The organism is Rhabdothermincola sp., from assembly GCF_036846205.1.
In the GTDB taxonomy this organism is placed as follows: Bacteria; Actinomycetota; Acidimicrobiia; order Acidimicrobiales; family Acidimicrobilacustridaceae; genus Rhabdothermincola.
Window position 1 is genome coordinate 1 of record NZ_DAIUCK010000053.1, and the last position, 21,991, is coordinate 21,991.

At 72.6% G+C, this 21,991-nt stretch carries 22 protein-coding genes, 1 tRNA gene and 2 pseudogenes; 12 read left to right on the forward strand and 13 right to left on the reverse strand.

From position 1 onward, the window contains the following. The 3 genes from V7004_RS09210 to V7004_RS09220 form a co-directional block, all read right to left on the reverse strand. On the reverse strand, positions 1-689 hold a 689-nt coding region (locus tag V7004_RS09210; protein ID WP_334143528.1), incomplete at its 3' end, for a multicopper oxidase domain-containing protein. Between the two features lie 59 nt (positions 690-748). Continuing rightward, positions 749-1,630, reverse strand: coding sequence for a M56 family metallopeptidase (locus V7004_RS09215; protein ID WP_334143529.1), 882 nt, complete (start codon positions 1,628-1,630; stop codon positions 749-751). Further along, complete coding sequence (locus tag V7004_RS09220; protein WP_334143530.1) at positions 1,627-1,968, reverse strand: BlaI/MecI/CopY family transcriptional regulator; 342 nt, start codon at positions 1,966-1,968, stop codon at positions 1,627-1,629. The genes V7004_RS09215 and V7004_RS09220 overlap by 4 nt, the downstream gene beginning before the upstream one ends. A gap of 141 nt (positions 1,969-2,109) precedes the next feature. On the opposite strand from V7004_RS09220, the gene V7004_RS09225 reads away from it, so the two are divergent. After that, complete coding sequence (locus V7004_RS09225; RefSeq protein WP_334143531.1) at positions 2,110-4,455, forward strand: heavy metal translocating P-type ATPase; 2,346 nt, start codon at positions 2,110-2,112, stop codon at positions 4,453-4,455. Here V7004_RS09225 and V7004_RS09230 read toward each other — a convergent pair. Further along, complete coding sequence (locus tag V7004_RS09230) at positions 4,432-6,198, reverse strand: CocE/NonD family hydrolase (RefSeq protein ID WP_442968036.1); 1,767 nt, start codon at positions 6,196-6,198, stop codon at positions 4,432-4,434. The two genes, V7004_RS09225 and V7004_RS09230, sit on opposite strands and share 24 nt — an antisense overlap. Positions 6,199-6,273: 75 nt before the next feature. Between V7004_RS09230 and V7004_RS09235 the strand changes: the two genes are divergently transcribed. Then, complete coding sequence (locus tag V7004_RS09235) at positions 6,274-6,888, forward strand: TetR/AcrR family transcriptional regulator (RefSeq protein ID WP_334143533.1); 615 nt, start codon at positions 6,274-6,276, stop codon at positions 6,886-6,888. Positions 6,889-6,945: 57 nt separating this feature from the next. Then, a complete protein-coding gene (locus V7004_RS09240; protein ID WP_334143534.1) occupies positions 6,946-8,151 on the forward strand; it encodes an MFS transporter in 1,206 nt (401 codons plus the stop codon). Positions 8,152-8,230: 79 nt separating this feature from the next. Here the strand turns inward: V7004_RS09240 and V7004_RS09245 are convergent. Next, positions 8,231-8,905 (reverse strand): annotated as a pseudogene (locus V7004_RS09245) (alpha/beta fold hydrolase); the annotation flags it as partial. A gap of 818 nt (positions 8,906-9,723) precedes the next feature. On the opposite strand from V7004_RS09245, the gene V7004_RS09250 reads away from it, so the two are divergent. Genes V7004_RS09250 through V7004_RS09260 form a run of 3 tightly spaced genes read left to right on the forward strand, consistent with a single transcriptional unit; the run spans position 9,724 to position 10,808 of the window. Continuing rightward, on the forward strand, positions 9,724-10,335 hold the full coding sequence (locus tag V7004_RS09250; protein ID WP_334143535.1) for a winged helix-turn-helix domain-containing protein: 612 nt from the start codon (positions 9,724-9,726) through the stop codon (positions 10,333-10,335). Next, a complete protein-coding gene (locus V7004_RS09255; RefSeq protein WP_334143536.1) occupies positions 10,332-10,577 on the forward strand; it encodes a hypothetical protein in 246 nt (81 codons plus the stop codon). The genes V7004_RS09250 and V7004_RS09255 overlap by 4 nt, the downstream gene beginning before the upstream one ends. Before the next feature lie 9 nt (positions 10,578-10,586). Beyond that, positions 10,587-10,808 carry a hypothetical protein gene (locus tag V7004_RS09260; RefSeq protein ID WP_334143537.1) on the forward strand — a complete coding sequence of 74 codons (222 nt, stop codon included), beginning with the start codon at positions 10,587-10,589 and terminating at the stop codon, positions 10,806-10,808. A 50-nt stretch (positions 10,809-10,858) separates the two neighbouring features. On the opposite strand, the gene V7004_RS09265 is transcribed toward V7004_RS09260, so the two are convergent. The 5 genes from V7004_RS09265 to V7004_RS09285 all read right to left on the reverse strand — a co-directional run bounded on the left by V7004_RS09265 (position 10,859) and on the right by V7004_RS09285 (position 13,985). Then, positions 10,859-10,932 (reverse strand) — tRNA-Val (locus tag V7004_RS09265). Between the two features lie 80 nt (positions 10,933-11,012). Beyond that, a complete protein-coding gene (locus V7004_RS09270) occupies positions 11,013-11,720 on the reverse strand; it encodes an acyltransferase (RefSeq protein ID WP_334143538.1) in 708 nt (235 codons plus the stop codon). Between the two features lie 92 nt (positions 11,721-11,812). Next, on the reverse strand, positions 11,813-12,184 hold the full coding sequence (locus tag V7004_RS09275; RefSeq protein ID WP_334143539.1) for a VOC family protein: 372 nt from the start codon (positions 12,182-12,184) through the stop codon (positions 11,813-11,815). Positions 12,185-12,241: 57 nt separating this feature from the next. Next, positions 12,242-12,946: a J domain-containing protein gene (locus tag V7004_RS09280; RefSeq protein ID WP_334143541.1), complete on the reverse strand. Its 705-nt coding sequence runs from the start codon at positions 12,944-12,946 to the stop codon at positions 12,242-12,244. A gap of 4 nt (positions 12,947-12,950) precedes the next feature. Further along, the gene (locus V7004_RS09285; RefSeq protein WP_334143542.1) at positions 12,951-13,985 is read right to left on the reverse strand and encodes a GNAT family N-acetyltransferase; all 1,035 of its coding nucleotides are present in this window, start codon (positions 13,983-13,985) and stop codon (positions 12,951-12,953) included. 66 nt (positions 13,986-14,051) lie between these two features. Between V7004_RS09285 and V7004_RS09290 the strand changes: the two genes are divergently transcribed. The 3 genes from V7004_RS09290 to V7004_RS09300 are packed head-to-tail and all read left to right on the forward strand — an operon-like array spanning position 14,052 to position 16,695. Further along, positions 14,052-14,369, forward strand: a complete 318-nt coding sequence (locus tag V7004_RS09290) for a hypothetical protein (RefSeq protein ID WP_334143543.1) — start codon at positions 14,052-14,054, stop codon at positions 14,367-14,369. Then, complete coding sequence (locus V7004_RS09295; RefSeq protein WP_334143544.1) at positions 14,366-15,484, forward strand: nucleotidyltransferase family protein; 1,119 nt, start codon at positions 14,366-14,368, stop codon at positions 15,482-15,484. Before V7004_RS09290 ends, V7004_RS09295 begins: the two co-directional genes overlap by 4 nt. 5 nt (positions 15,485-15,489) lie before the next feature. Then, entirely contained in the window at positions 15,490-16,695 is a 1,206-nt protein-coding gene (locus V7004_RS09300) for a PqqD family peptide modification chaperone (protein ID WP_334143545.1), read from the forward strand. Between the two features lie 24 nt (positions 16,696-16,719). Here V7004_RS09300 and V7004_RS09305 read toward each other — a convergent pair whose 3' ends face one another. After that, positions 16,720-17,223: a hypothetical protein gene (locus V7004_RS09305; protein ID WP_334143546.1), complete on the reverse strand. Its 504-nt coding sequence runs from the start codon at positions 17,221-17,223 to the stop codon at positions 16,720-16,722. A gap of 401 nt (positions 17,224-17,624) precedes the next feature. Here V7004_RS09305 and V7004_RS09310 point away from each other — a divergent pair, with 401 nt between their 5' ends. Continuing rightward, positions 17,625-19,478 carry a polysaccharide biosynthesis protein gene (locus V7004_RS09310; RefSeq protein ID WP_334143547.1) on the forward strand — a complete coding sequence of 618 codons (1,854 nt, stop codon included), beginning with the start codon at positions 17,625-17,627 and terminating at the stop codon, positions 19,476-19,478. Positions 19,479-19,489: 11 nt separating this feature from the next. After that, the gene (locus V7004_RS09315) at positions 19,490-20,368 is read left to right on the forward strand and encodes a hypothetical protein (RefSeq protein ID WP_334143549.1); all 879 of its coding nucleotides are present in this window, start codon (positions 19,490-19,492) and stop codon (positions 20,366-20,368) included. Here V7004_RS09315 and V7004_RS09320 read toward each other — a convergent pair. Continuing rightward, complete coding sequence (locus V7004_RS09320; protein WP_334143550.1) at positions 20,356-20,997, reverse strand: hypothetical protein; 642 nt, start codon at positions 20,995-20,997, stop codon at positions 20,356-20,358. The genes V7004_RS09315 and V7004_RS09320 overlap by 13 nt on opposite strands. 100 nt (positions 20,998-21,097) lie before the next feature. Here V7004_RS09320 and V7004_RS09325 point away from each other — a divergent pair, with 100 nt between their 5' ends. Continuing rightward, a complete protein-coding gene (locus tag V7004_RS09325; RefSeq protein WP_334143551.1) occupies positions 21,098-21,850 on the forward strand; it encodes a sulfotransferase family 2 domain-containing protein in 753 nt (250 codons plus the stop codon). Between the two features lie 7 nt (positions 21,851-21,857). On the opposite strand, the pseudogene V7004_RS15835 reads toward V7004_RS09325, so the two are convergent. Further along, positions 21,858-21,991 (reverse strand): annotated as a pseudogene (locus tag V7004_RS15835) (sugar O-acetyltransferase); the annotation flags it as partial.

A 21,991-nucleotide genomic window follows, 5' to 3' on the forward strand; every position in this document is an offset into this window, starting at 1 on the left:
CCCATACCGCCCCTTCCCCCGGAGCCGCCACCCATCCCCATCGACGTGAGCTGCTCGAAGGTGCGCTCCGGGGTGGTGCCGAGCCCGTCGAGCCAGTCGTCGAGCACGATGACCTCATCGACGTCGTAGGCGCCAGGCTCGTCCGGTTCGTCGATCACCAGTGGCGCGTACAGCGCTCGGTCGAGCTGGAGGCCCATGTGCGGATGGAACCAGTACGTGCCCGCGTGAGGGGCGGTGAAGCGGTAGGTGAAGGTGTCGCCGGGGCGGATCGGGGGCTGGGTCAGCTCGTGCACCCCGTCCATGTCGTTGCGCAAGGCCAGGCCGTGCCAATGGATGGTGGTGTCCTCGGGCAGGTCGTTGCGCAGCACGACTTCCACGGTGTCGCCCACCACCGCACGCAGCGTCGCTCCGGGAGCAGCTCCGTCGTAGGCCCAGGTCTCGATTCGCTGGTTGCCCACCTCCAGCGTGACCGGAGCCGCTCGCAGCTCGCGGCGCACGACCGTCCCCGTCTTCGGTCGGGCCGCCTCCGCGGCCGCGACCGCTGGGTCGGTCGGTCCGATGGTGGCAGGCGGCGCGGAGGAGGCCGATCGCGAACGGCTGCCGGATGAGGAGCAGCCAGCGGCAGCGGCGAGCGCGGTCGTGGCGGCCGCGACCAGGAACCGTCGGCGATCGAGCGGGTGGCCCGTCATGCGCCACTCCTTTCTACGACAGTGTGTCGTAGATCATACCGGGCCCCACCCTGAGTAGGTCAGCGGCAGACGTGGTTGAGGAACGAAGCCAGGTGATGGACCTGGACGGACGATCCGGCAAGGGTCGTCAGGATCGTCATCGTCGAGGCCGCCGCGGGCAGGGTGACCCGGGCCGGGGTGGACGGACGCAGAAGGGCCTCGACCCGGGCAGCGGCACTCAGCGACCGGAACCCCAGCACGCCAGGGGCCGGGGTGGGCGCGCCGAGGAGCGCGACCCGGGCGATCGCCCGGGCCACCAGGGTGCGGGAGCCGACCGCGCTCGCCGCGGTCTCGTCCGCCCACCGTTCGGTGTTGAAACGGACCTGGCGGGCGAGGGGCACGAGGAAGGGGAACGCGGCCGCGCAGGTCTCCACGGCGCGGACGTAGCGGTGATGGGCGTGATCGAGGTGGGCGTGCTCGTGGGCGATCACCGCCCGGCGCTCGTCCCGGCTGAGGGTGCGGACCAACTCATCGCCGAGGATGACCCCACCGGGTGAGCCGGGCACCGCGAACGCCACCGCCCCCGCAGCGGCGACCACCTCCACGCCCTCGACCGGCGCGAACGCCGCCGTCTCCGCTCGGCTCCGGCTGAGGTAGCGCCGTGCCCGGCGGGCGGCGACCACCAGCAGTGCCGCGGCGAGTGCGCCGGCCCATGGCGCGGCGCCGTGGTCGCCGGGGTAGAGCGCGTCGCACCAGCCGAGCCACGACGACACCTCGTGCAGCTCCGAAGCACCGGCCAGCGCCACCAGGGCCAGCGCGGCGGCGACCCCGGCGGCCGCCGCGACGGTCGCCACGGTGAGCACTCGGACGCTCGAAGCCGGCGACGTCACTCTGGGCAGGAACCATCCCGCGGCGACACCGGCGACGACGAGCAACAGCGGGGCGACGAGCAGCACGTTCACCCGTCCAGCTCCTCGAGTGCGGCCCGCAGCGCGGCGGCCTCCTTGGCCGACAGCCCGTCGACGAATCGGCTCATGGTCTCGATCCGATCGGTGCTGGCGGCCAGCGCGGACCGCATCCGGGCCGCGGTGAGCTCAGCTTCGCTGACCGTCGCGGCGTACGTGTAGCCACGGCCCCGCCGGGTCCTGCGGACCAGGCCCTTGTCGACCAGGCGGGTCAGGATGGTGGCGATCGTGGTGTAGGCGAGCTCCCCACCGACACGATCGCGCACCTCGGCCGGGGTCACCGGCCCGTCGGATCGCCACAGGATCTCGAGGATGTCGGCCTCGAGGCTGCCCATCGGGCGACGCTGAGCCATGGTCACACTCCCGGTCGATCGAACCTCTCGGGTGAGCCGAATGACGACAGTCTGTCGTATCCGGTGACGAGACGCCCGGCAGGAGGGCAGCCCGTGTCCCGCGACCTCCGTAACCTCGAAGCGATGACGACCTCGACCGGCAGCGCCCGCCAGCTCACGTTGCTGGTGCTGGCGCTCGTGGGGCTGGCCGCCGGTGGGGCGCTGATGCTCGCCGGCCAGGATCGGGCCGCCCAGGCGATGTGGGTGGCGACCACCATCGTCGGGATCGTGCCGGGAGTCTTCTGGGTCGTGGACGCGGCCCGGCGAGGTCGGCTGGGTGTCGACGTGATCGCGGTCGTCGCCCTCGCCGGCACGCTGGCGGTCGGCGAGTACCTGGCGGGAGCGATCATCACCGTGATGCTGGCCAGCGGGCGGACGCTGGAGGCCAGAGCCGCCGCTCGCGCCGAGCGAGACCTGCGGGCCCTGGTCGGCCGCGCCCCCCGGATCGTGCACCGCTACGTGGACGGCACGATCGCCGACGCCGAGCTGGCCGACGTCCGGCCCGGGGACCTGCTCCTGGTGCGCCCCGGCGAGGTGGTCCCCGTGGACGGCCTCGTCGAGACCGGTGTCGCCGTGATCGACGAGTCGGCACTCACCGGTGAGCCCCTCCCCGTGGAGCACCCGACCTCGGACCCGGTGCGGAGCGGGACGGTGAACGCCGGTGATGCCTTCGACCTCCGGGCCAGCACCACGGCGGAAGACAGCACCTACGCCGGGGTCGTTCGCCTGGTCGAGCAGGCCCAGGCATCGAGCGCGCCGTTCGTGCGCCTGGCCGACCGCTTCGCCGGCTGGTTCCTGCTGGTCACCCTCGTGCTCGCCGCAGGCGCGTGGGCGGTCTCCGGGAATCCGGTCCGGGCGGTCGCGGTGCTGGTGGTGGCGACGCCGTGCCCACTGATCCTCGCCGCGCCGGTGGCGATCGTGGCCGGGCTCTCCCGATCGGCCCGGCTCGGGGTCATCGTCAAGGGCGGTGGGGCGCTCGAGCGCCTCGCCGGGGCGACGGTGCTCCTGTTGGACAAGACGGGCACGCTCACCGAAGGTCGGCCCACGGTCACCGAGGTGATCACCGCCGGTGACCGCTCCGTCGAGGAGCTGCTCCGTGCGGCCGGCTCACTCGAGCAGGTGTCCCCCCATGTCCTGGCGGCCGCCGTGGTTCGCGAGGCCCGCTACCGGGGGATCGACCTGACCCGCCCGGTCGAGGTCGAGGAGATCCCGGCCCAGGGGGTGAGCGGGCGCGTGGACGGGCACGTGGTCTCCGTGGGCAAGGCCAGCTGGATCCTCCCCGACGGTCCCCCGCCGACCTGGGTGCGCGCCGTCAATCGCCGAGCGGATCTCGACGGGGCCCTCACCATGTTCGTGGCGATCGACGGCACCCCGGCCGGCGCGATCGTGCTGGACGATCCCCTGCGCCCCGATGCTCCCCGCACCATCCGGGCGCTGCGTGGCAGCGGCATCCGGCGGGTCGAGATGGTCACGGGTGATCGAGCCGACGTGGCCGAGTCCGTCGGCGCGGTCATCGGCGTCGATGCGGTGCTGGCCGAGCGCAGCCCCACGGAGAAGGTCGAGGCCGTCACCGCCGCACGCCGCTACGGGAGCACCATCATGGTCGGCGACGGGATCAACGACGCCCCCGCGCTCGCCCTGGCCGACGTCGGGGTGGCGATCGGCGCCCGCGGGGCCACCGCCTCCTCCGAAGCTGCCGACGTCGTGCTCACCGTCGACCGCCTCGACCCCCTCGCCGACGGCATCGCCGTCGCCCACCGGGCCCGCTCGATCGCCACGCAGAGCGTGATCGCCGGCATGACCCTCTCCGGCACGGCCATGATCGCCGCCGCGCTCGGCTTCCTCGCCCCCGTCTGGGGGGCCATCCTCCAGGAAGCGATCGACGTGGCCGTCATCCTCAACGCCCTGCGGGCCCTCACCCCCGGCCGCGGGCAGGCCCCCAGGCTCGGCGAAGCCGGTACCGCGGTCGCCAGGCGTTTCAGCACTGAACATCGCCAGCTCCGTCCCGAGCTCGACCGGCTGCGCACCGTCGCCGACGCGCTCGGCACCACGCCGCCCGACGACGCCGTCGATCAGGTGAAGCAGGTCCATCACTTCCTCGCCGCGGAGCTGCTCCCCCACGAGGAAGCGGAAGACGCGGCGCTGTACCCCGAAGTCGCCGCGGTGTTGGGAGGGACCGACCCGACCGGGGCGATGTCCCGTGGCCACGTCGAGATCGCGCACCAGGTCAATCGCCTCGGCCGGCTCCTCGACCAGCTTCCCGACACCGGGCCCGACGAGGAGGATGTCCTGGAGATGCGCCGCATCCTCTACGGGCTCCATGCGATCCTGCGCCTCCACTTCGCCCAGGAGGAGCAGAGCTACCTCTCCCTCGCCGGCCCGGAACCCGAGGCCGGCGGGAACGGCTCAGCCGCTGGTGGGGTGACCTGACGGGGACGTCGCCGGCAGGCGGAGACGGGAGCTGGAAGCGACGGTGTTCACCGACGCATCGGCGGGAGGCGCGTGCCTGAAGCCCATCATCGCCGGCGCGGTGCTCGCTCGATCGTCACTGGTCAGGGTCAGGCGGATCCGATGGTGTCGCGCGAAGCGCCGGGCGTTCGGAACCAGGGGGATGCGGTAGGTGACGAGCGAGTTCGGCGGGACCGGCTCCGCGCTCGTGAGCGTGAGCACCGGTCGTCCTGGTCTGCTCGCCTCCTCGTCCACGGCCCGCAGGCTGGCACGCAGCCAACCCGCGGTCACGTCCTCGGCCTGGTCGTCCTCGTCGACGTCCTGGAGGGTGACCAGCCAGTGGGTGTCCAGGGCGCTGATCCGGGCGTCCAGGACGAGCTCCATCTCACCCACCACGTCGAGATCGTCCGCCAGCGGAGGAGTCTCCCAGGCCAACATCGACGGCAGCATCGGCTCCGGAGCCCCCCTCGGCCGCTCGGCGCCGTCGGGGACGAACAGGTAGCGTCGCTCGCCCGGCGAGGGGTCCGTGGCCGCGAGGAGGCCGTCAGAGCGGAGCGCGTAGTCGATGATGGTGGCCTCGGGCGGCGGCCAGGTCTCGGCGGTGCGGAACTCCTCCGCACCGGGCATCCAGTACCGCACCGGTGGACCGTCGAGCACGCCGGTGTCCACGCCCTTCAACCAATGGTCGAACCAGGCCAGCGCCTCCACGTGCATGCTCTCCCACGGCCAGGTGAGCCCGTTCTTCCCGAGCAGGCCCATGCGCAGCGGCACCCGACCCTCGAGGGACTCCCAGAGGGTGAAGGTGCTGGGGAGATGGAGTGGGACGTTCTCCCAGTCGCAGAACAGGTAGACGGGCACCGAGATCCGCCTCGCCGCCTCCGCGAGGTTGCGATCCTCCCACCAACCGTCGCGCACGGGACGGCTCACGGCTTCGGTCCAGAGCCGATCGAAGGGATCGCTGGGATACGAGGCCCGCATCACCGCCCCCAGCGCGGAGACCGCCGCTTCACCGTTGAGATGCTCGAACCGTTGGTGGACCGCCGGGCTCTTCAACACCTCCTCGAGGACATCGACGACCCGGTTGCGGAACAGGTGCTCCTTCTTCCCGGCGAGGATCCCCACCCCGGCCAGCCACGCCGACGCGAAGGTCGAGCTCAGCACACCGTGGTGCCAGATCGCCTCGTACAGCTCGGCGGTGGCCGCGCCGGGGAAGATCGCCTTCAGATGAGGCGGGCAGTGCCCGGCCGCCGCGAGCTGGGTCATGCCGAAGTAGCTGATGCCGATCATCCCGACGTTCCCGTCGCACCACGGCTGGCCGGCCACCCACTCCACCACGTCCGCGAGGTCTCGCTGCTCCTCCGGGCCGAGCATGGTGTAGGTCCCGCCTGATCCGCCCGTGCCGCGCACGTCGACGATCACGTGCCCGTAGCCGCGGGGAACCCAGAAGTCGGAGGCGCCGGCTTCGACGAACCCGAGTGGTGCACCGCTGTTCTGGATCTCCCGCGGGTAGCACGACGCTGCCACCAGCGCCGGCACCGGCTCGGGGGCATCGGGACGAAGCACGTCCGCCAGCAGCACCGTCCCGTCGCGCACGACGATCTCCGTGTCGAACTGCTCGATGATGCCGTACGCGGGCGGCGAGAGGTTGCGGTAGCTCCGCCCGGTCGTCTGGGGGCCGTTGAGCCGCCGTTGCCCTGGATCGGTCCCCGCTGCGCTCACCGCCATGCCACCCTCCACGAGCCCCTGCCGACGGCGCAATTTCATCACACATTGAAATCGGATTCAATGCATGATGAATCGATGAGCGAACGGAACCGGCGGGGGTCCGGCCACGGACCCAGGGAGAGCCGAGGCGTGGTCCTCGACCGGATCGTGGCGGCCGCGCGGCGATCGTTCTCCGAGAACGGCTGGGCCGGCACCTCGATGCGAGCGGTCGCCCACGACGCAGGCGTGGATCCCGCCCTCGTCCACTACTACTTCTCCGGCAAGGACGCGCTGCTCGACGCGTGCCTCCAGCCCCCCGAGGGGTTCCTCGAGCGCATCGGCGCCGCTCAGACCACGCCGATGCGTGCTCGGGGTGCGGCTCTCGTGGACCTGCTGCTGGACACCTGGGAGGATCCGGCTGCCGCGCAGGTGCTGCGCTCGATCCTGCTCACCGCGGCCCACGAGCCCGTCGCCCGGGGCCGACTGGAGTCGCTGATCGCACAGGCCATGGTGGGCGCGGTGGCCGAGCGCCTCGACAGCGACGACCGGTTGTATCGGGCCTGCCTCGTGAGCAGCCAGCTCGTCGGGCTCGCCTTCCTCCGGTACGTCTGGCGCGTCGAGCCGCTGGCCTCGACGGCCAGGGAGCGGGTGACGGCCGCGATCGGACCGACCATCCAGCGCTACCTCAGCGGGCCACTCGAGGTCCGGTAGCCGGCCCGAGCCCCGGGCGACCCTGGCACCGCCTCGGTTCCGTTTAGGTTCGTGGGCGTGAGCGACGAGCCAGCGACCACACCGGCCCGACGAGCCCCGCGCCTGAGCCGCAACGTGTACGTCGTCTCCGCGGTGTCGTTCTTCCAGGACACGGCCTCGGAGCTGCTCTACCCGATCCTGCCGTTCTTCGTGACCGGGGTGCTCGGTGCACCCCCGGCCGTCCTCGGGTTGATCGAGGGCCTGGCGGATGGCACGGCGTCAGCCATGAAGGCCGCGTCGGGCCGGCTGGCGGATCTCCGTCACCGCCGGCCTCTCGTGGCCGCCGGCTACGGCATCTCCGCGCTCGGCAAGGCGCTGCTCGCCCTCGCCGGGGCATGGCCGATGGTGCTCGCCGCCCGGTTCACCGACCGGGTCGGCAAGGGCCTGCGGGGGCCACCCCGCGACGCGATCATCGCCGACGACACCACCCCCGCGAACCGGGGCCGGGCGTTCGGCTTCCATCGCGCCGCCGACACCGCCGGTGCCGTCGTCGGCCCCCTCATCGGCCTGGGCCTGTTCGAGCTCGTCGACGGGGACTTCCGGCCGCTGCTGTGGATCGCCGTCATCCCCGCGGTGCTCAGCGTGACCCTCGTGTTCCTGGTCCGCGAACGCCCCCACCCGGGCCTCGGCAACCGCCGAGCCTGGTCGCTGCGCGGCCTCCCCCGCCGGTACTGGAGGGTCATCACCCTGATCGGTCTGTTCGCGCTCGTGAACTTCCCCGACACCCTGCTGCTGCTGCGCGCCGACGAGCTCGGCTACGGCTTCGCCGGGGTCGTGGCGCTCTACGTCCTCTACAACCTCTCCTACGCGGTGCTGTCCTACCCCGCTGGTCTCGGCTCCGACCGCCGCAGCCGCCGGGTCGTGTTCGCCGCCGGCCTCGGCCTGTTCGCCGTCGCGTACCTCGGGTTCGGCCTGGCCGGCACCCCCGGCTGGCTGTGGGTGCTGTTCCCGATCTACGGCGGCTACACCGCGCTCACCGACGGCATCAGCCGCGCCTGGGTCGCGGACCTCGCCCCGGCCGACAACCGGGGCACGGCGCTCGGCATCCACGCCGCCATCTCCGGTGTCGGCCTCCTCATCGCCGGCGTGTGGGCCGGCCTCGCCTGGGGCGACAACGGGCGCATCCCGTTCCTGATCTCCGGCACCGCCACCGCGATCCTGGCGGTGGTCCTGCTCACCGCCAGGCGGCTGTTCGCCTCGGCGGACCTGCGCCCCGCGACCTGAGCATCCCACACCCCACCACGGCTACGGCCGCGGGAGGTCGTTGCCGGGCCGCGTTCGCCGCCACGGGCCGGGGGAACGGTCAGCGGGCGACGCGGTCGAGGAAGTCGAGGAGCAGGCCGTTGACCGCGTGCGGGGCTTCCATGTTCACCATGTGCCCGGCGCCGTCGATCGTGTGGTGCTCGGCGTGTGGGATCCGCTCGGCGAGGATGCGGGACATCTCCCGGAAGCAAGGGACGTCGAGCGCACCGACGATCACCAGGGTCGGGATGTCGATGGTGTGGAGTCGTTCCAGCGGGCGCGGCTCGACGCGTCGGTGGGGATCGCGTCCCAGCCAGTGCTGACCGGGATAGTCCTCGACCATCGCGCGCAGCTCAGCCTCGATCTCCGGGTGCCGCCAGACCGCGGCGAAGAGCGGGTGGGCTAGCCACGCCGCCCGGCCGGCCCTGACGCCTCCCTCGGCGACCGCGGCGTTCAGGTCGTCGAGCCCCGCGAGCGACTCGGGATCCCAGGCCACGCCGTCGAGCAGCGCGTCGAGCACGACGAGGGCGCGGACCCGCGACGGTGCGGCGAGCGCGGTCTGCAGCGCGACCTGCCCTCCGAAGGACAACCCGACGACCGCCGCGGTCTCGACGCTGAGGTGGTCGAGCACCGCCACGAGGTCCTCGTGGTGCACGTAGGGAACGGCCGGGTCGAGCTCGCCGGAGCGACCGAAGCCCCGGCAGTCGTAGCGGATCACCTGGTAGCGGCGGGTGAGGTCGGGGACCCATCGTGTTCGTCGCGCTGGTCATCGGGTTCTTCGGGCTGTGTGTCGCCTAAGTCCGGGCGTGTGATCGGATGATCCGCGCCAGCGACGACGCTCCCGCGGACCTTGCCGACCAGGCAGCCGAAACGGTGGGGGTCGATCGATGACCGCCGACGACGTGATCGGTCTCGTGCTGGCGGTGGCCTTGGCGGCGTACCTGCTACCCGCAGATGTTCAAGAGACAGGACACCTTCATCAAGCTCGTCGAGCAGGGTGACTGAGCCCAACGGGACCCGCGAGGAGCCATCACGACCCTCCGTCGGCAGCGGTGGAGCACGGCACGACCGCAATGGTCGGCGGCCATGAGATCTGCGGGTAGACGAACACAGACACGCACCGTGGGTGGCCCCTGGGCTTTTCGCGCGGGTGGTCATCGCACGCGCGGTTGACGTTCCACCGAGTGGCGTAGAACCCGGCGGGTTCCACCACTGTGGGTACTCCTCCCGGTCGAATGGCCGCTGCTGACGCCGAGGACTCCGACCCGGATCGCGTGGTGTGCCACAGCAGAAGCCGGGCCCGAGCTCATCCGACTCGCGCAGTTCTGCGCCGGTGGCGCGCCGAGATCCTCGCCCACCACCACTGCAGCAGGCAACGGACCCGTCGACGCAGCCAACCTGCTCTGGGTCACGACCAGCATCACTGGCCTCACTCCGCGGAAGCCCTGCTGCCTGGCGTAGGTGTTACGCGACCAGCAGGCTCCCCCTCATAACCCTCATTATCCGTATACTTCTCTACGGTTCATGAAAGTAACTGCGCCGTCCCTCGCCCCCATGCTCCGGTCCGAGACCCAGGGCCGGCTCCTGGCGCGCATCCTCGCCGACCCCGCGAAGGAGTACAACCTCACCGAGCTCGTCGAGTGGACCGGGTCGAGCATGCCCACCGTGTCTCGCGAGGTCGACCGAGCCGAGCAGGCTGGGATCGTCACCTCGCGCAAAGTCGGGCCCACGCGCCTCGTGCGGGCCAACCCGGACCACCCGCTCTACCCGGCTGTCCGGCAACTCATCCTCGGTACCTACGGGCCCCCGGCTGTCATCGCCGAGACCTTCGCCGACCTCGCCGGCGCGGAGGCCGTCGTGCTCTTCGGGTCATGGGCAGCTCGCTTTCTCGGTCGGCCCGGCCGCGCACCCAACGACATCGACGTACTCGTCATCGGCGAGGTGGATCTCGACGCCATGCACGACGCTGCCGACGCCGCCGAGCACCAGATCGGCCTTCCGGTGCAGGTCACCGCCCGCACCCGCCAAGCATGGCTCGACGCAGACGAGAGCTTCATCCGCGAGGTCCGCTCCCGGCCGATCGTCCCCGTCCTCGTCGACGACCGAGCCGCCACGCTGGCCGCGGACCTCGAGCAACTCCGTCACCAGCGGGAACCCACACCATGACCTGGGCACGGGGACGCGAGGTCATCCAGAGACTCATCGACGATGGACACGTCGAGAGGGTCGAGGCGTCCACCGGTGTCGCGCACCGCCTCCTGCGCGACGCCGAAGCCCACGTGCGCCTCGCGAACCTCGGCCTCGAAGACGATCCGGCCGGCGCACTGCAGCTCAGCTACGACGCCGCCCGCAAAGCGTCCGCTGCACTCCTCGCGGTCCAAGGACTGCGAGCGACCACGCGGGGTTGACATATAGCGGTGATCGATGCCGTCCGCGCACAGTTCAACGACCGCGGTGGCCTACCTGTGTTCGGGCAGATCAACCGGCTTCGGCGGCGACGGAACGAGACCGAGTACCCCTCGCCCACCACACCGGGCGTCACGACCGAGGAAGCCATCCAGGCGCTCGCCGTCGCTCGGGACGCGATCGACGGCGCCAAGAGGCTCATCGACACCGGTCGCCTCGGCCCGTTCGCCTGACCCGGTCTGGCATACGCAGACAGCGCCCTGCTGCGAGGAGCTGTTCTCGGTGGGCGATGGGGGACTCGAACCCTCGACCTCTGCCGTGTGAAGGCAGCGCTCTAGCCGTCTGAGCTAATCGCCCGCTGGCACGGGTCACTCTAGCGAAGGGCCTCCCACCCCGCCCACCGTGCGCCGGTGCCGCGCCCGGCAGCCCGGCCACGCTCAATCAGCGACCGGCTCGCGCCGCCACTCCGGCTCCGCCCCGTGCGCGCCCGTCGGCCCGTCGGGGACCAGCCGCTTGATGACCCGGGCCGGCGCGCCGACCGCCACGGAGTGGTCCGGCAGGTCCCCGGTCACCACGCTGTTCGCCCCCACCACCACGTGGCGGCCGATGCGCGCCCCGGGCAGCACCACCACCCCGTGCCCCAACCACGACCCGTCGCCGATCGTCACGGGGGCCTCCGGCTGATACTGGCGGGAGATCGGCACCGAGAGGTCCTCGTAGCCGTGGTTCATGTCCGTGATGTGCACGTGGTGGCCGGTCCACACGTCGTCGCCGATCTCGATGGACTGGTGCGCCACGATGCTGCTGCCCCGCCCGATGAGGCAGCGGTCGCCGATCGAAAGCACCCGGGACGCCAACCCGGGCTGGTCCGGCATCCACCCTGCGGACAGCGTCACCCCCGGGTTCACCACCGTGCCCGCGCCCAGGTGGATGGCGTGCAGGTTCACGTGCGAGCCGAACGGGAAGCACACGATCGTCCCGTCACCGAAGGACCCGAACCGCCGAGCGGTCGGGGTCCGTGGCCCGATCGCCCCCGCCGCGCACACCACCCGCCACGACCAGCGCACGAGCTCGCCGGTCACGGTCAGCAACTCGCTGTAGAGACGGTTGCGCCAGGTCGGCGGCAGGGGGTCCCGATCGAGCATCGCCGCACGCTACTTCCCGCCACCGGTGGGGTGCCCCCGACGCCCAGGCCAGCGGCACGAAGCCCGTCGAGCCCACCGAGCGAGCCCGCCGGTCAGTAGCTGCGCAGCTCGACCACGTTGCCGTCGGGGTCCCGCACGTACAGCGCCCGGGCCACACCTCGAGCCCCCCAGCGATCGTCCGGCCCGTCGACCACCTCGAACCGCTCCGACGCGGCCAGGGCGTCGAGGTCGGTGCCCGCCTCGAGCACCAGGCACAGATGGTGCACGTTCTCGCCCGAGCGCTCGACCTCCAGCAGATCGATGACCGTGCGCTCGTCCACCCGCACCGACGGGAAGAGGACCTCCCCGCGCTCCCACTCCTCGACCCGCACCGGCTCCAGGCCGAGCTCACCGGCGTAGAACTCGAGGGCCCGCCTGGGATCGGCGACGTTCAGCACGATGTGGTCCAAGCCCACGACCTTCACCCGAGCCAGGGTAGGCGGCGCGCCGGGCGCAACCCGCAGACACGCCCCTCGCGCCGGTCACGCCTGCAGGCACAGGCGGAGCTTGTCGCTCTGCAGGTCGAACGGCGTGCTGCCCGTCGGGCAGGGCCGGCCGAGATCGGTGACCTGGGTGATCCGGCTCGCCCCCTGCTGGTCGCACGAGCCGGCGGGCACCGGCAGCAGCCGGCCCCCAGCGGACACGATCAGCACGCACTGGCCGGGTTCGAAGCGCACCGTGCCGGCACCGGTCTCCACCGCCACCCCGGGATCCGCTGCGTGTGGGTCCCCACCCCGGTTCGCGTACGCGGTGATGACCAGCACCGCCAGCAGCACGACCCCGAGCACCACGACGGGACCGAAGCGCAGCAGCGGAGCGTGGCGCGCCGGGACCTCGAAGCCCGGCGCGGCGAACGGCAGGTCCTCGCCCGCCCGGATGGTCGTGGTGCGCGCCGGTCGCGGTGGGCCACCGGCAGGCCGCTCCCACACCGGCCGATCCCCACGCAGCTCCGCGTCGTACGCCGCCCGCCGGGCCGGGTTGCGCAGCACCTCCCAGGCGGCGTTGACCTCCTGCATGCGGAACGCCGCCGCCTCCCGCTCCGCCGGCGGCGAGGAGGCGTGACGATCGGGGTGGTAGCGCAGCGCCCGCTCCACATAGGCCCGCTTGATCTCGTCGTGGCTGGCGTCCGCTCGCACCCCCAGGATCTCGTAGTGGGTGGCCGTGTCGCCTCCTCTCCGGCCGGTCACGCCCTCAGAACAGCTCGATGTCGCCGAGCACCACATACCACTGCTCGAGCGGTGGCATTTCCGTCTGGCACACCGAGCGCCAGGTCAGGATCGGGCCCTGCCGGGGCAGCGGCACGAAGCGGTGCCGTGGCCGCCAGCCCCGCTCGATACGGATGAGGTAGTCGGCGCCGGTCACCCCCTCCAGCTCGGCGAGCAGCGCCCGCTCCGCCCGCCGATCCCCCGGGGGTACCAGGACCTCCGCCACCACCGCCTCGACCGCCGCGCCCCGCGGTCGCAGCCGGTACACCACCAGACCCTCGCCCGGCGACGATCCACGCAGCAGGACCCGGTACTGCAGCGGCTCCAGCCCGTACCGCCAGGCGAGGAACCCGGGGCTGCGGTTCGTGGTGATCCCGGGCGCCGGGGGCTGGGCGTCGAGCAGCCCGGCGACCGACCGGTCGGCGAACACCGCGGCGGGCTGCTCCCCCGCCGGCGCGGGCAGCGACCACTTCCCCGCCGGCACCCGGGCCCGCAGCATCCGCATCAGCGCTGCCGGGCTCGACGGGCGCACCTTGACCGGTGGCCGGCCCACCACCTGCCAACCCATCTTCAGGTAGCCGGGGCGGCTCTGGGAGTTGGGGGTGTTGTAGACGAAGTCGACCCCCTCCTCCTGCAGCTCGGCCAGCGCGCCGAGCGTCAGGGTGGTGAAGATCCCCCGCCCCTGGAACTCGGGATGGGTGGCGGTGTCGACGGCCCGCACCGCCCGGGCCACCGAGCCGTCGGCGCGGCGGAACTCCCAGCGCAGGAAGGTGCGGAACCCCGCCAGGCGCCCCCCGACCTCGGCCACCCACATCGGCGAGCGACCGAATGGGTTGTCCAGGTGCTTCCACCGGAACAGCGCCTCGTTCGGCTCGCCGGCCCGCCAGCCCAGCGCGGCCGAGGCCAGCTCGATGACGGCCCCCAGCTCGTCGTCACGGGCCCGGCGCACGACGACCTCGCCGTTCACCGCTTCCTTCGCGGTCTCCTTCGCGGTCTCCTTCGCTGGCTCGGCCGGGCTCACGAACCCATCTTCGCAGGCCCGCGCCGCGGCGGAGGCCGCCCGGGGCCGGCCACTAGACTTCCGCCGATGTCGACCCGACCCGCCGGGCGCTGGGTCCGGTCCGAGGATGTGCTCTGGCGTCACCTGCCCGACGGTGTGCTGCTGCTCACGGCCCGTCTCTCCGAGCCGCTCGCGGTGCGCGGTTCGGCCGCGGTGCCCGTCTGGGAGCACCTGGCGGAACCTGCCCGCGCCGAGGAGCTGGTGGCCGCGGTGGTGGCCGAGGCAGCCGCGGGGCCCGAGGGGGCGGCGCCGCTGGCGGTCGACCCGGCGATCGTCGCCGCCGACGTGGATCAGGTGCTCGACTCGCTGATCGGCTGCGGTGCCGTCGAGCCGGCGGGCCGATGACCCCGAGCGCCGGCCGGGCCGACCTCCTGCTCGACGCGCTGGCCGCGTACGGGCTGGCCGCGCCCGGGCTGGCGGAGCACCCGGCCACACCCGCCGCCCCCCTCGACCCCGGAGCGTGGACCGAGCTGCTCTCCGGGGCACGGGCCGAGCGGCTCGACCCGGTGCTGGCGTGGGCGATCGCCCTGGGTGACTGGCCGGCCACCGTCGAGCAGCGGGAGCAGATCTACGAACGCCATCGCAGCTCCATGGCCTCCGCCCTGGCCCTCGAACGGCTCCTGCTCGAGCTCCACGCGGCGTTCACCCGCGAGGGGATCGACCACCGGGTCCTCAAAGGCCCGGCCCTCGCCCACCTCGACACCCCGGACCCCTCGTGGCGGGCATTCGGGGACCTCGACCTGCTCGTCGCGCCGGCGCAGCTCGCCCTCGCCGGCCGGGTGCTCGCCGATCGGGGCGGGCGGCGGCGGTACCCGGAACCCCGTCCCGGCTTCGACCGGCGATTCTCCAAGGGGATGGCCTTCGTGCTGCCGGACGGGCACGAGATCGACCTGCACCGCACCCTCTGCCAAGGGCCTTTCGGGCTGACCATCGACCCGGACGAGCTGCTCGACGGCACCGAGACCTTCACCGTCGCCGGGGTGGCCCTGCCCGCTCTCGACCGGCCTCGCCGGTTCCTGCACGCCTGCATCCACGCGGTGCTCGGCCAACCCTCGCCGCGCCGCAACCAGCTCCGCGACGTGGCCCTCACCTGCCCCCGCTCGGCGGGGAGACTCCTCGACGCCCTGGCTCTGGCCGAGCGCTGGCAGGTCGGCACCGTGGTGGCCTCCGCGGTCGACGACACGAGCGCTCGGCTGGGCTGGGTACCACCGGCGGCGCTGCTCGCCTGGCGCGCCGCCACCCACCCCTCGCGCCAGGACCGCTGGCGCCTCGAGGGCTACCGCGACACCCCTCGGGCACCGGTGCTGCGGGCGCTCACCTCGATGGCCGCGCTCCCCGGGGTGCGCGACAAGCTGGCCTACGGCCTGGCGGTCGCCGCCCCCCGCACCGCTCGCGGCGCCACCGTCCCGGATCGGGCCCGCCAGGCGCTCCGAGCCCTGACCGGCCAGCCCCGGAGGTGAGCACCGTGCCGGCACGACCGCGACCGGACCTGCGCGAGCTGCCCGTCGATGGGCATCTGGTGCTCTACGACCCGATCGAGCGGGTCAGCCACCTGCTGAACGAGACCGCCACCGCCATCTGGATCGCGTGGCGTGACGCACCCGACGACCCCGGCACCATCGCCGAGGCGCTCGCCGCCCGATACGGCGCCCCGGTCGAGCAGGTCCGACGGGACGTCGACGCCGCCCTGGCCGGCTTCGAAGAGCTCGGCCTGCTCGGCGACCCGCCCTCGGCGACGTTCCGCCCCCCGCAGTGGGGCCACGCCGAGGACGCGGAGCCGGAAGCGCCCCGGCCCGACGCCGCGGCCACGACGCTCGCCGGCCGGTTCGCCGCCCTGGACCACCGCTTCGAGGTGGCCACGACCGACCCGGCGCTGGCCGCGGCCGTACACGCCGCCCTGGCCGAGATGGCCGACGACGAGCCCGGCGGCCAGCAGGGCGCGGACCGCCCGCGCTACGAGCTGGTGACCGAGGGCGACCGGGTGTCGGTGCTGCTCGACGGGCGGGTGCTGCGAGCCGCAGCCGGGCCCGACGAAGCGATGGCGTTCCTGTTCTGGCACGTGCACCGCCAGGCGTTGCAACGAACCGATCGGCTGGTGCGGTTGCACGCCTCGGCGATCCGGGTGGGCGACGTGGTGGTGGCGCTGCCCGCCCCGCCCGAATCCGGCAAGTCCACGCTGGTGGCCGGGCTGGTCCGCCGCGGCCACCGCTACGTGACCGACGAAGGGGTGGCGTTCGACCCCGCCACCTTCGAGGTGACGCCGCTGCCGCTGCCCATCACCCTCGACGAGGGGTCCTGGCCCCTGTTCCCCGAGGTCGGCCAACCACCGTCGACCGCAGCGGGTTCGCTGGCCGTCGAGCCCGGCCGCCTGCAACCCCGAGCGCAGCAGCCGGGCGGCGATGACCGGTCACCGGCCCGGCTGGGGATCTGTGTGTTCCACCGGTTCCGTCCCGGGACCGCTACGGAGCTGCGCCGAGTCGAGCCGCCCGAAGCACTGGTGCTGCTGCTGGAGAACGCGTTCGGGCTCGACGACGCCGACGACGCACGCTTCGAGGCCCTGATCAGGGTGGCCCGCACGGTGCCGTGCTGGGCACTCGAACACGGCGGGCTGGACCAGGCGATCAGCGCCGTCGAGAACGTGATCGCGACACTGGACCGCGAGCCGCGCTGACCCGCGGCCGGCCAGCCGACCCGCTCAGGTGATCTCGGCCCGGCGGCGCTTCCGTTCGGCGAGCAGGAGCAGACCGCCGACAACCACCAGGCCGAGGCCGATCTTGACGAAGCCCAGTACGTCCGCACCCGTGCGGGGCAACGGGCCGGGCTGCGGGCGCAGGGTGATGGGTGTGGTGCTGGTGATCGTGAGCAGGTTGCTCATGATCACCCCGCCGCACTTCACGATCACCGTGTACTCACCGGCCGGCAGCGGAGGGATCTGGGCCACGAACTGGAAGGGGCCGTCCTTGTCGTTCTTCACCATGCCACTGCCGATGAAGATCTCCTGACCGCCGACCAGGATGAAGCCCTCCACCGGCACGTTCGGCGGGCACCCCACCCCGCTGATGGTGGTGCTGCCACCCGTGTCTGGGAGGGTCGCCGGGTCGAGCTGGAAGCCAGGTTGACCAGGCACGTACTGCGCGTGGGCGACGGCACCGGTCGCCAGGACCAGGGCCAGTGCCAGAACCACTATCCGTCGTGCCACGCGTCTCCCTCCGCCAAGCGAGATGAGGGTGCCAGTCTGGCGCACCACCGACCAGGAATCCAGCATCACCGGCCCACTCGGCGCAGCCGGCGACACCCGCAGCGTAGTGCACAGTGTTCGGCCTGGCCATCACCTCTTGATCGAAGAGCCGCGCGACCCACCGCGTCCCGGCCTCGGGACCCATCCGGAGGTGCCACGGTCCGGTCCGTCCGACCCATCCTCGGGCCTGGTTCACGGGTCGGGGAACCGGCGGCTGTCCCGGCACACACCGTCGGGCTCCACGAGACCGGCTCGCCTGCACGCTGCACGGTCGAGCGGCTACTGTTCGGCTCGGACGCAACCGGGGGCGTGACCGGGGCTGGCGACCCCGGCCATCGGGGCAATGGGGAGGAGTGACGTCGGTGGGACCGCAGGTGGGTCACTTCCTGGAACGCCACCGCACCGCGGTGCAGGTCGCGCTCGACTGCCTGGCGTGGATCGTCGCCGTCCCCTTGGCGCTGGTCCTGCGCTACGAGTTCGAGACCACGGCGAACGAATGGGGGCCCTTCACCCCCTCAGGCCTTCTGGCCCAGATCCTGCTGGCGTGCGCCATCCAGTGCGCGCTCGGGTTGGCGTTCGGCCTCTACCGGGGGCTCTGGCGCTACGGCTCCTTCGACGAAGTTGCCCACCTCGCCCGCTCCACCGTCGTCGTGACGGTGTGCCTGGCGGTGATCAACGCCATCCTCACCCACCAGCTGGTCCCCATGAGCGTGGTCTTCTTCGCCGGCGTCATCGCGCTCGTGCTGATGTCGGCCGTGCGCTACCTGTGGCGGCTGTCGCTCGAGCGGCGGAACCGGCCGAAGGAGGCCGACGCAGCGCCGGTGCTCATCTTCGGCGCCGGTGAAGGTGCCGTGCAGCTGCTCACCTCGATGCTGCGCAACCCGAACAGCCCCTACCTGCCCGTCGGGCTGCTCGACGACAACCCGAGCAAGCGCAAGCTGCGCATCATGGGCGTGCCCGTGCTCGGCAACCGGTCCACCATCGCCGAGGCCGTCCGCCGCACCGGTGCCACCACCCTGATCCTGGCGGTGCCCAGCGCGGGTCCGGAGCTGGTCCGCGAGCTGAGCGACGTGGCCCTGGACCTCGGGGTGGACCTGAAGATCCTGCCCCCGCTCGACGAGCTGCTCGACGGGGTCGTCGGGGTGGGCGACCTGCGCCCCGTCACCGAAGCGGACCTGCTCGGCCGTCACCTCATCGACACTGACGTCGATGCCATCGCCGGCTACCTCACCGGCCGGCGGGTCCTGGTCACGGGAGCGGGTGGTTCCATCGGCTCGGAGCTGTGCTTCCAGATCGCGCGGTTCGCGCCCGCGGAGCTGGTCATGCTCGACCGGGACGAATCCGCGCTGCACGCGCTGCAGCTGCGCCTCGAGGGCCGGGCCATGCTCGACACCCGGAACCTGGTGGTCTGCGACATCCGCGACCGCGACGCGCTCGACGCCGCCTTCCGCGAGCACCGGCCCGAGGTGGTGTTCCACGCCGCGGCCCTCAAGCATCTGCCGCTGCTCGAGATGCACCCCAAGGAAGCCGTCAAGACCAACGTCTTCGGCACCCGCAACGTCCTCGACGTCGCCCTCGCGCACCGGGTGAGCCGGCTCATCAACATCTCCACGGACAAGGCGGCCGACCCGGTGAGCGTGCTCGGCTACAGCAAGCGGATCGCCGAACGGTTGACCGCGGAGGTCGCTGCGAGAACGGAACTGCCCTACGTGAGCGTGCGCTTCGGCAACGTCCTCGGCAGCCGGGGGTCCGTGCTCACCGCCTTCCGCTCCCAGCTCGAATCGGGCGGCCCGATCACCGTCACCCATCCCGAGGTCACCCGCTACTTCATGATGGTCGAGGAAGCCGTCCAGCTCGTGATCCAGGCCGGCGCGGTCGGGCGTCCCGGTGAGGCGCTGGTGCTGGACATGGGCGAGCCGGTGCGCATCGACGACGTGGCCCGCCGCCTGGCCGCGCAGGCGCCTCGGCCGGTCGAGATCGTCTACACGGGGTTGCGCCCGGGCGAGAAGCTCCACGAGGTGCTCCGTGGCGCCAACGAGGCGGACGAACGGGTCGCACACCCCTTGATCTCGCACGTGCCCGTCCCGCCGCTCGAGGCGTCCGCGGTCGAGGCGCTGGCCGCCGACCTCCCCGATGTCGAGGTGGTGGCCAGCCTGGTCACGCTGTGCACCACCGCACCGCAGTCGGCGCCCGGCACCACCACCGAGCCACGCTGACCGGGCACCCCGTGGGGGTCGAGCTCGACGCGTTCAACCCCCGGGACGCGCTCGCCGGTGCCGCCGCCGGTGCGGTGGCGGTCGCGCTGGTGGTGATCCCGTGGCGACGACCGGCGCTCACCATCGCCGGGTTGGGGGTGCTCACCTCCCTGGCCCTGGTCTGGCGGGACCTCGGCGAGGCGCGCCTGGCACTCGCGACCGGGGTGGGAGCGGTGGCCGGTTCCGCCGCCCTGCGGTGGCCTGCCCAGCTGGCCGTGCTGGGGGCGCTGGGCGCGGTGACCGCCACCGTGCCTGCCAGCCTGCCGATCGCCGCCCGCTTCGTGCTGTCGGCCATGGTGGTCCTGCTCGGGTGGGGGTTCGAGGCGCTCGGCAGCCGAGCTCCCCGCTGGACCACGGCGCTGGTGGCGCTGGCCGGGGTCGGGGGCATCTGGGCCGCGGTCCCCGACACCGAGGCCCCGGTGCTGGTGCTGGGCGCCACCGCCGTCGCCGCCCTGGCGTGCGTGCCGCGCCTGGCTGAGCCCTTCGGCCCCGTTCCCGCCGCGGTGTGGGGGGCGGCGGTGGTCCCCGCGCTCTGGGCGGCGGCATGGGGTGCCCCTGGCAGGCCCGCCGCGCTGTGGGGGGCGCTGGCCGGCGCGGCGGTGCCGGTCACCGTCGGGGCGATCGCGCTGGTCGGGTGGCGACGCTCGCCGGCGGACAAGCACCCTGCCACCTGGCCTCAGCAGCTCGCCGCCGCCGTCGCGGTCGTGCAGATCGGCTGCGCCCTCGCCGGCGCCCGGTGGGCTGCTCGCACCGCGGCGCTCGCCACCGGCGCGTGGCGGGCCGGCCTCGTCGCCGTGATGGGGGCGGCAGCGACGATCCTGCTGCTGCGCCGGGCGCGTCAGCTCAAGTAGCGGTTGTGGCGAACCTCGAGCTCCGCCAGAGCGGCGTCGAGATCACCCTCCGCTCCGATGCGATGCCAGAGCCGCTTGACGTCGTCGGCGAAGGATTCGACCGCCACGTGCTCCACGTTGGGCTTGCCGGCCAGGAACGCCTCGATGTTGTCCTCGACGGTCTGGACGAACAGCTCGCACACCTGCCGGCGGTCCTCCTCGCTGAACACCCCAGGCCTGATGATGACCTCCCGACCGAGACCCCGCACGATCGAGGGATAGCGGGTCGACTCGGGGTCGCGCAGCCACCGCCGCGCCCGACCGGCCAGCATCCGGGGATGGCGGAGCAGCCACGCGGGGCGGCTGCGGGCCACCGCGGCATTCCAGCGAGCCAGGTGGCTCTCGACCACCGCTCGGCGGTCCCGGGTCAGGTGCACGTAGAGCGGAGCGTCCCCGTAGAGGCGCTCGAGCGTCCCGAGGAACCACACCAGGCGGTTGTCGGCCTCGATGTGCTGATCCGGGTACTCGCAGCGGGCCACGATCCGATCGGCCCGGCTCTCGTGACCGGCGGTGAAGTTCGTCGCATGGCCGAACGCCCGGATGATGGTGGTGGAGCCGGTTCGACCGGCGCAGAGGATGAAGACTCGCACGGTTGTCTCCCGACCGACGGCAGCGGCAGCCTGCACGGTCCGCCGAAGCGACCGACCCTACTAGAGTCGCCCGGACCCCACCCCGGCAGCCTGCGCCGCCGTGGCGACGCCAGCGGTCGTCGCCTTGGACGAGAGCCCGATGATCGTCTCCCACCAGCACAAGTTCATCTTCGTGAAGACCCGCAAGACCGCGGGCACCAGCATCGAGGTCTTCCTCTCGTCCCTGGCCGGCCCCGACGCAGTGGTGACCCCCTTCACGGTCAGCGAGGGCATCGACCACCACCCCCGCAACTGGCACCGGCGGTTCAACCCGTGGCCCGAGGTGGCGAGCCGGCTCCGCCGCACGCGCTCGCTGCGAGGCAGCGGCGCCCGGGGCGCGCTGGCCGACCTGCGAGCCGGGCGGGCCTTCTACAACCACATGCCCGCCCGGCTCATCATCGCCCGCCTGGGACGGCGGGTCTGGGAGGAGTACTTCACGTTCTGCTTCGAGCGCGATCCCTGGGAGAAGACCGCGTCCTGGTACTGGTTCGCCACCCGCGACGATCCCGACCGCCCACCGTTCGACCGGTGGGTCAGGACGGCGGAGCTGCCGAGCGACTGGGATCTCTACACCATCGACGATCGGGTGGCCGTCGACTTCGTCGGCCGCTTCGAATCCCTCCAGGCCGACCTCGAGCGGGTGCTGTCGATCCTCGGCCTGGACGTCCCGGTCGAGCTGCCACGGGCCAAGGGGGGCTTCCGCCCCCAGGGAGATCCCGTGCGGTTCGATGCCGGCGCGAACCGGCGCATCGCCGCGGTGTTCGCCCGCGAGATCGAGACCTTCGGCTACCCCGACCGCTCCGCCGGAGGCTGACCGCCGATCAGCGCCGATCCCCGATCGGCCGGGCCGGCACCCCCACCACCGTCTCCCCGGCGCCGACATCCCCGGTGACCACGGCGCCTGCGCCGATCACCGCACCGTCGCCGACCTGCACCCCGGGCAGCACGATGGCCC

What these genes read in the sequence shown, in the direction of transcription:
- V7004_RS09295 (WP_334143544.1), top strand. Translation starts at nt 14,366, where the DNA reads ATGACCCCGAGCGCCGGCCGGGCCGACCTCCTGCTCGACGCGCTGGCC.
- V7004_RS09225 (WP_334143531.1), top strand. Translation starts at nt 2,110, where the DNA reads ATGACGACCTCGACCGGCAGCGCCCGCCAGCTCACGTTGCTGGTGCTG.
- V7004_RS09270 (WP_334143538.1), bottom strand. Translation starts at nt 11,720, where the DNA reads ATGCTCGATCGGGACCCCCTGCCGCCGACCTGGCGCAACCGTCTCTAC.
- V7004_RS09250 (WP_334143535.1), top strand. Translation starts at nt 9,724, where the DNA reads ATGCTCCGGTCCGAGACCCAGGGCCGGCTCCTGGCGCGCATCCTCGCC.
- V7004_RS09255 (WP_334143536.1), top strand. Translation starts at nt 10,332, where the DNA reads ATGACCTGGGCACGGGGACGCGAGGTCATCCAGAGACTCATCGACGAT.
- V7004_RS09235 (WP_334143533.1), top strand. Translation starts at nt 6,274, where the DNA reads ATGAGCGAACGGAACCGGCGGGGGTCCGGCCACGGACCCAGGGAGAGC.
- V7004_RS09290 (WP_334143543.1), top strand. Translation starts at nt 14,052, where the DNA reads ATGTCGACCCGACCCGCCGGGCGCTGGGTCCGGTCCGAGGATGTGCTC.
- V7004_RS09230 (WP_442968036.1), bottom strand. Translation starts at nt 6,198, where the DNA reads ATGGCGGTGAGCGCAGCGGGGACCGATCCAGGGCAACGGCGGCTCAAC.
- V7004_RS09220 (WP_334143530.1), bottom strand. Translation starts at nt 1,968, where the DNA reads ATGGGCAGCCTCGAGGCCGACATCCTCGAGATCCTGTGGCGATCCGAC.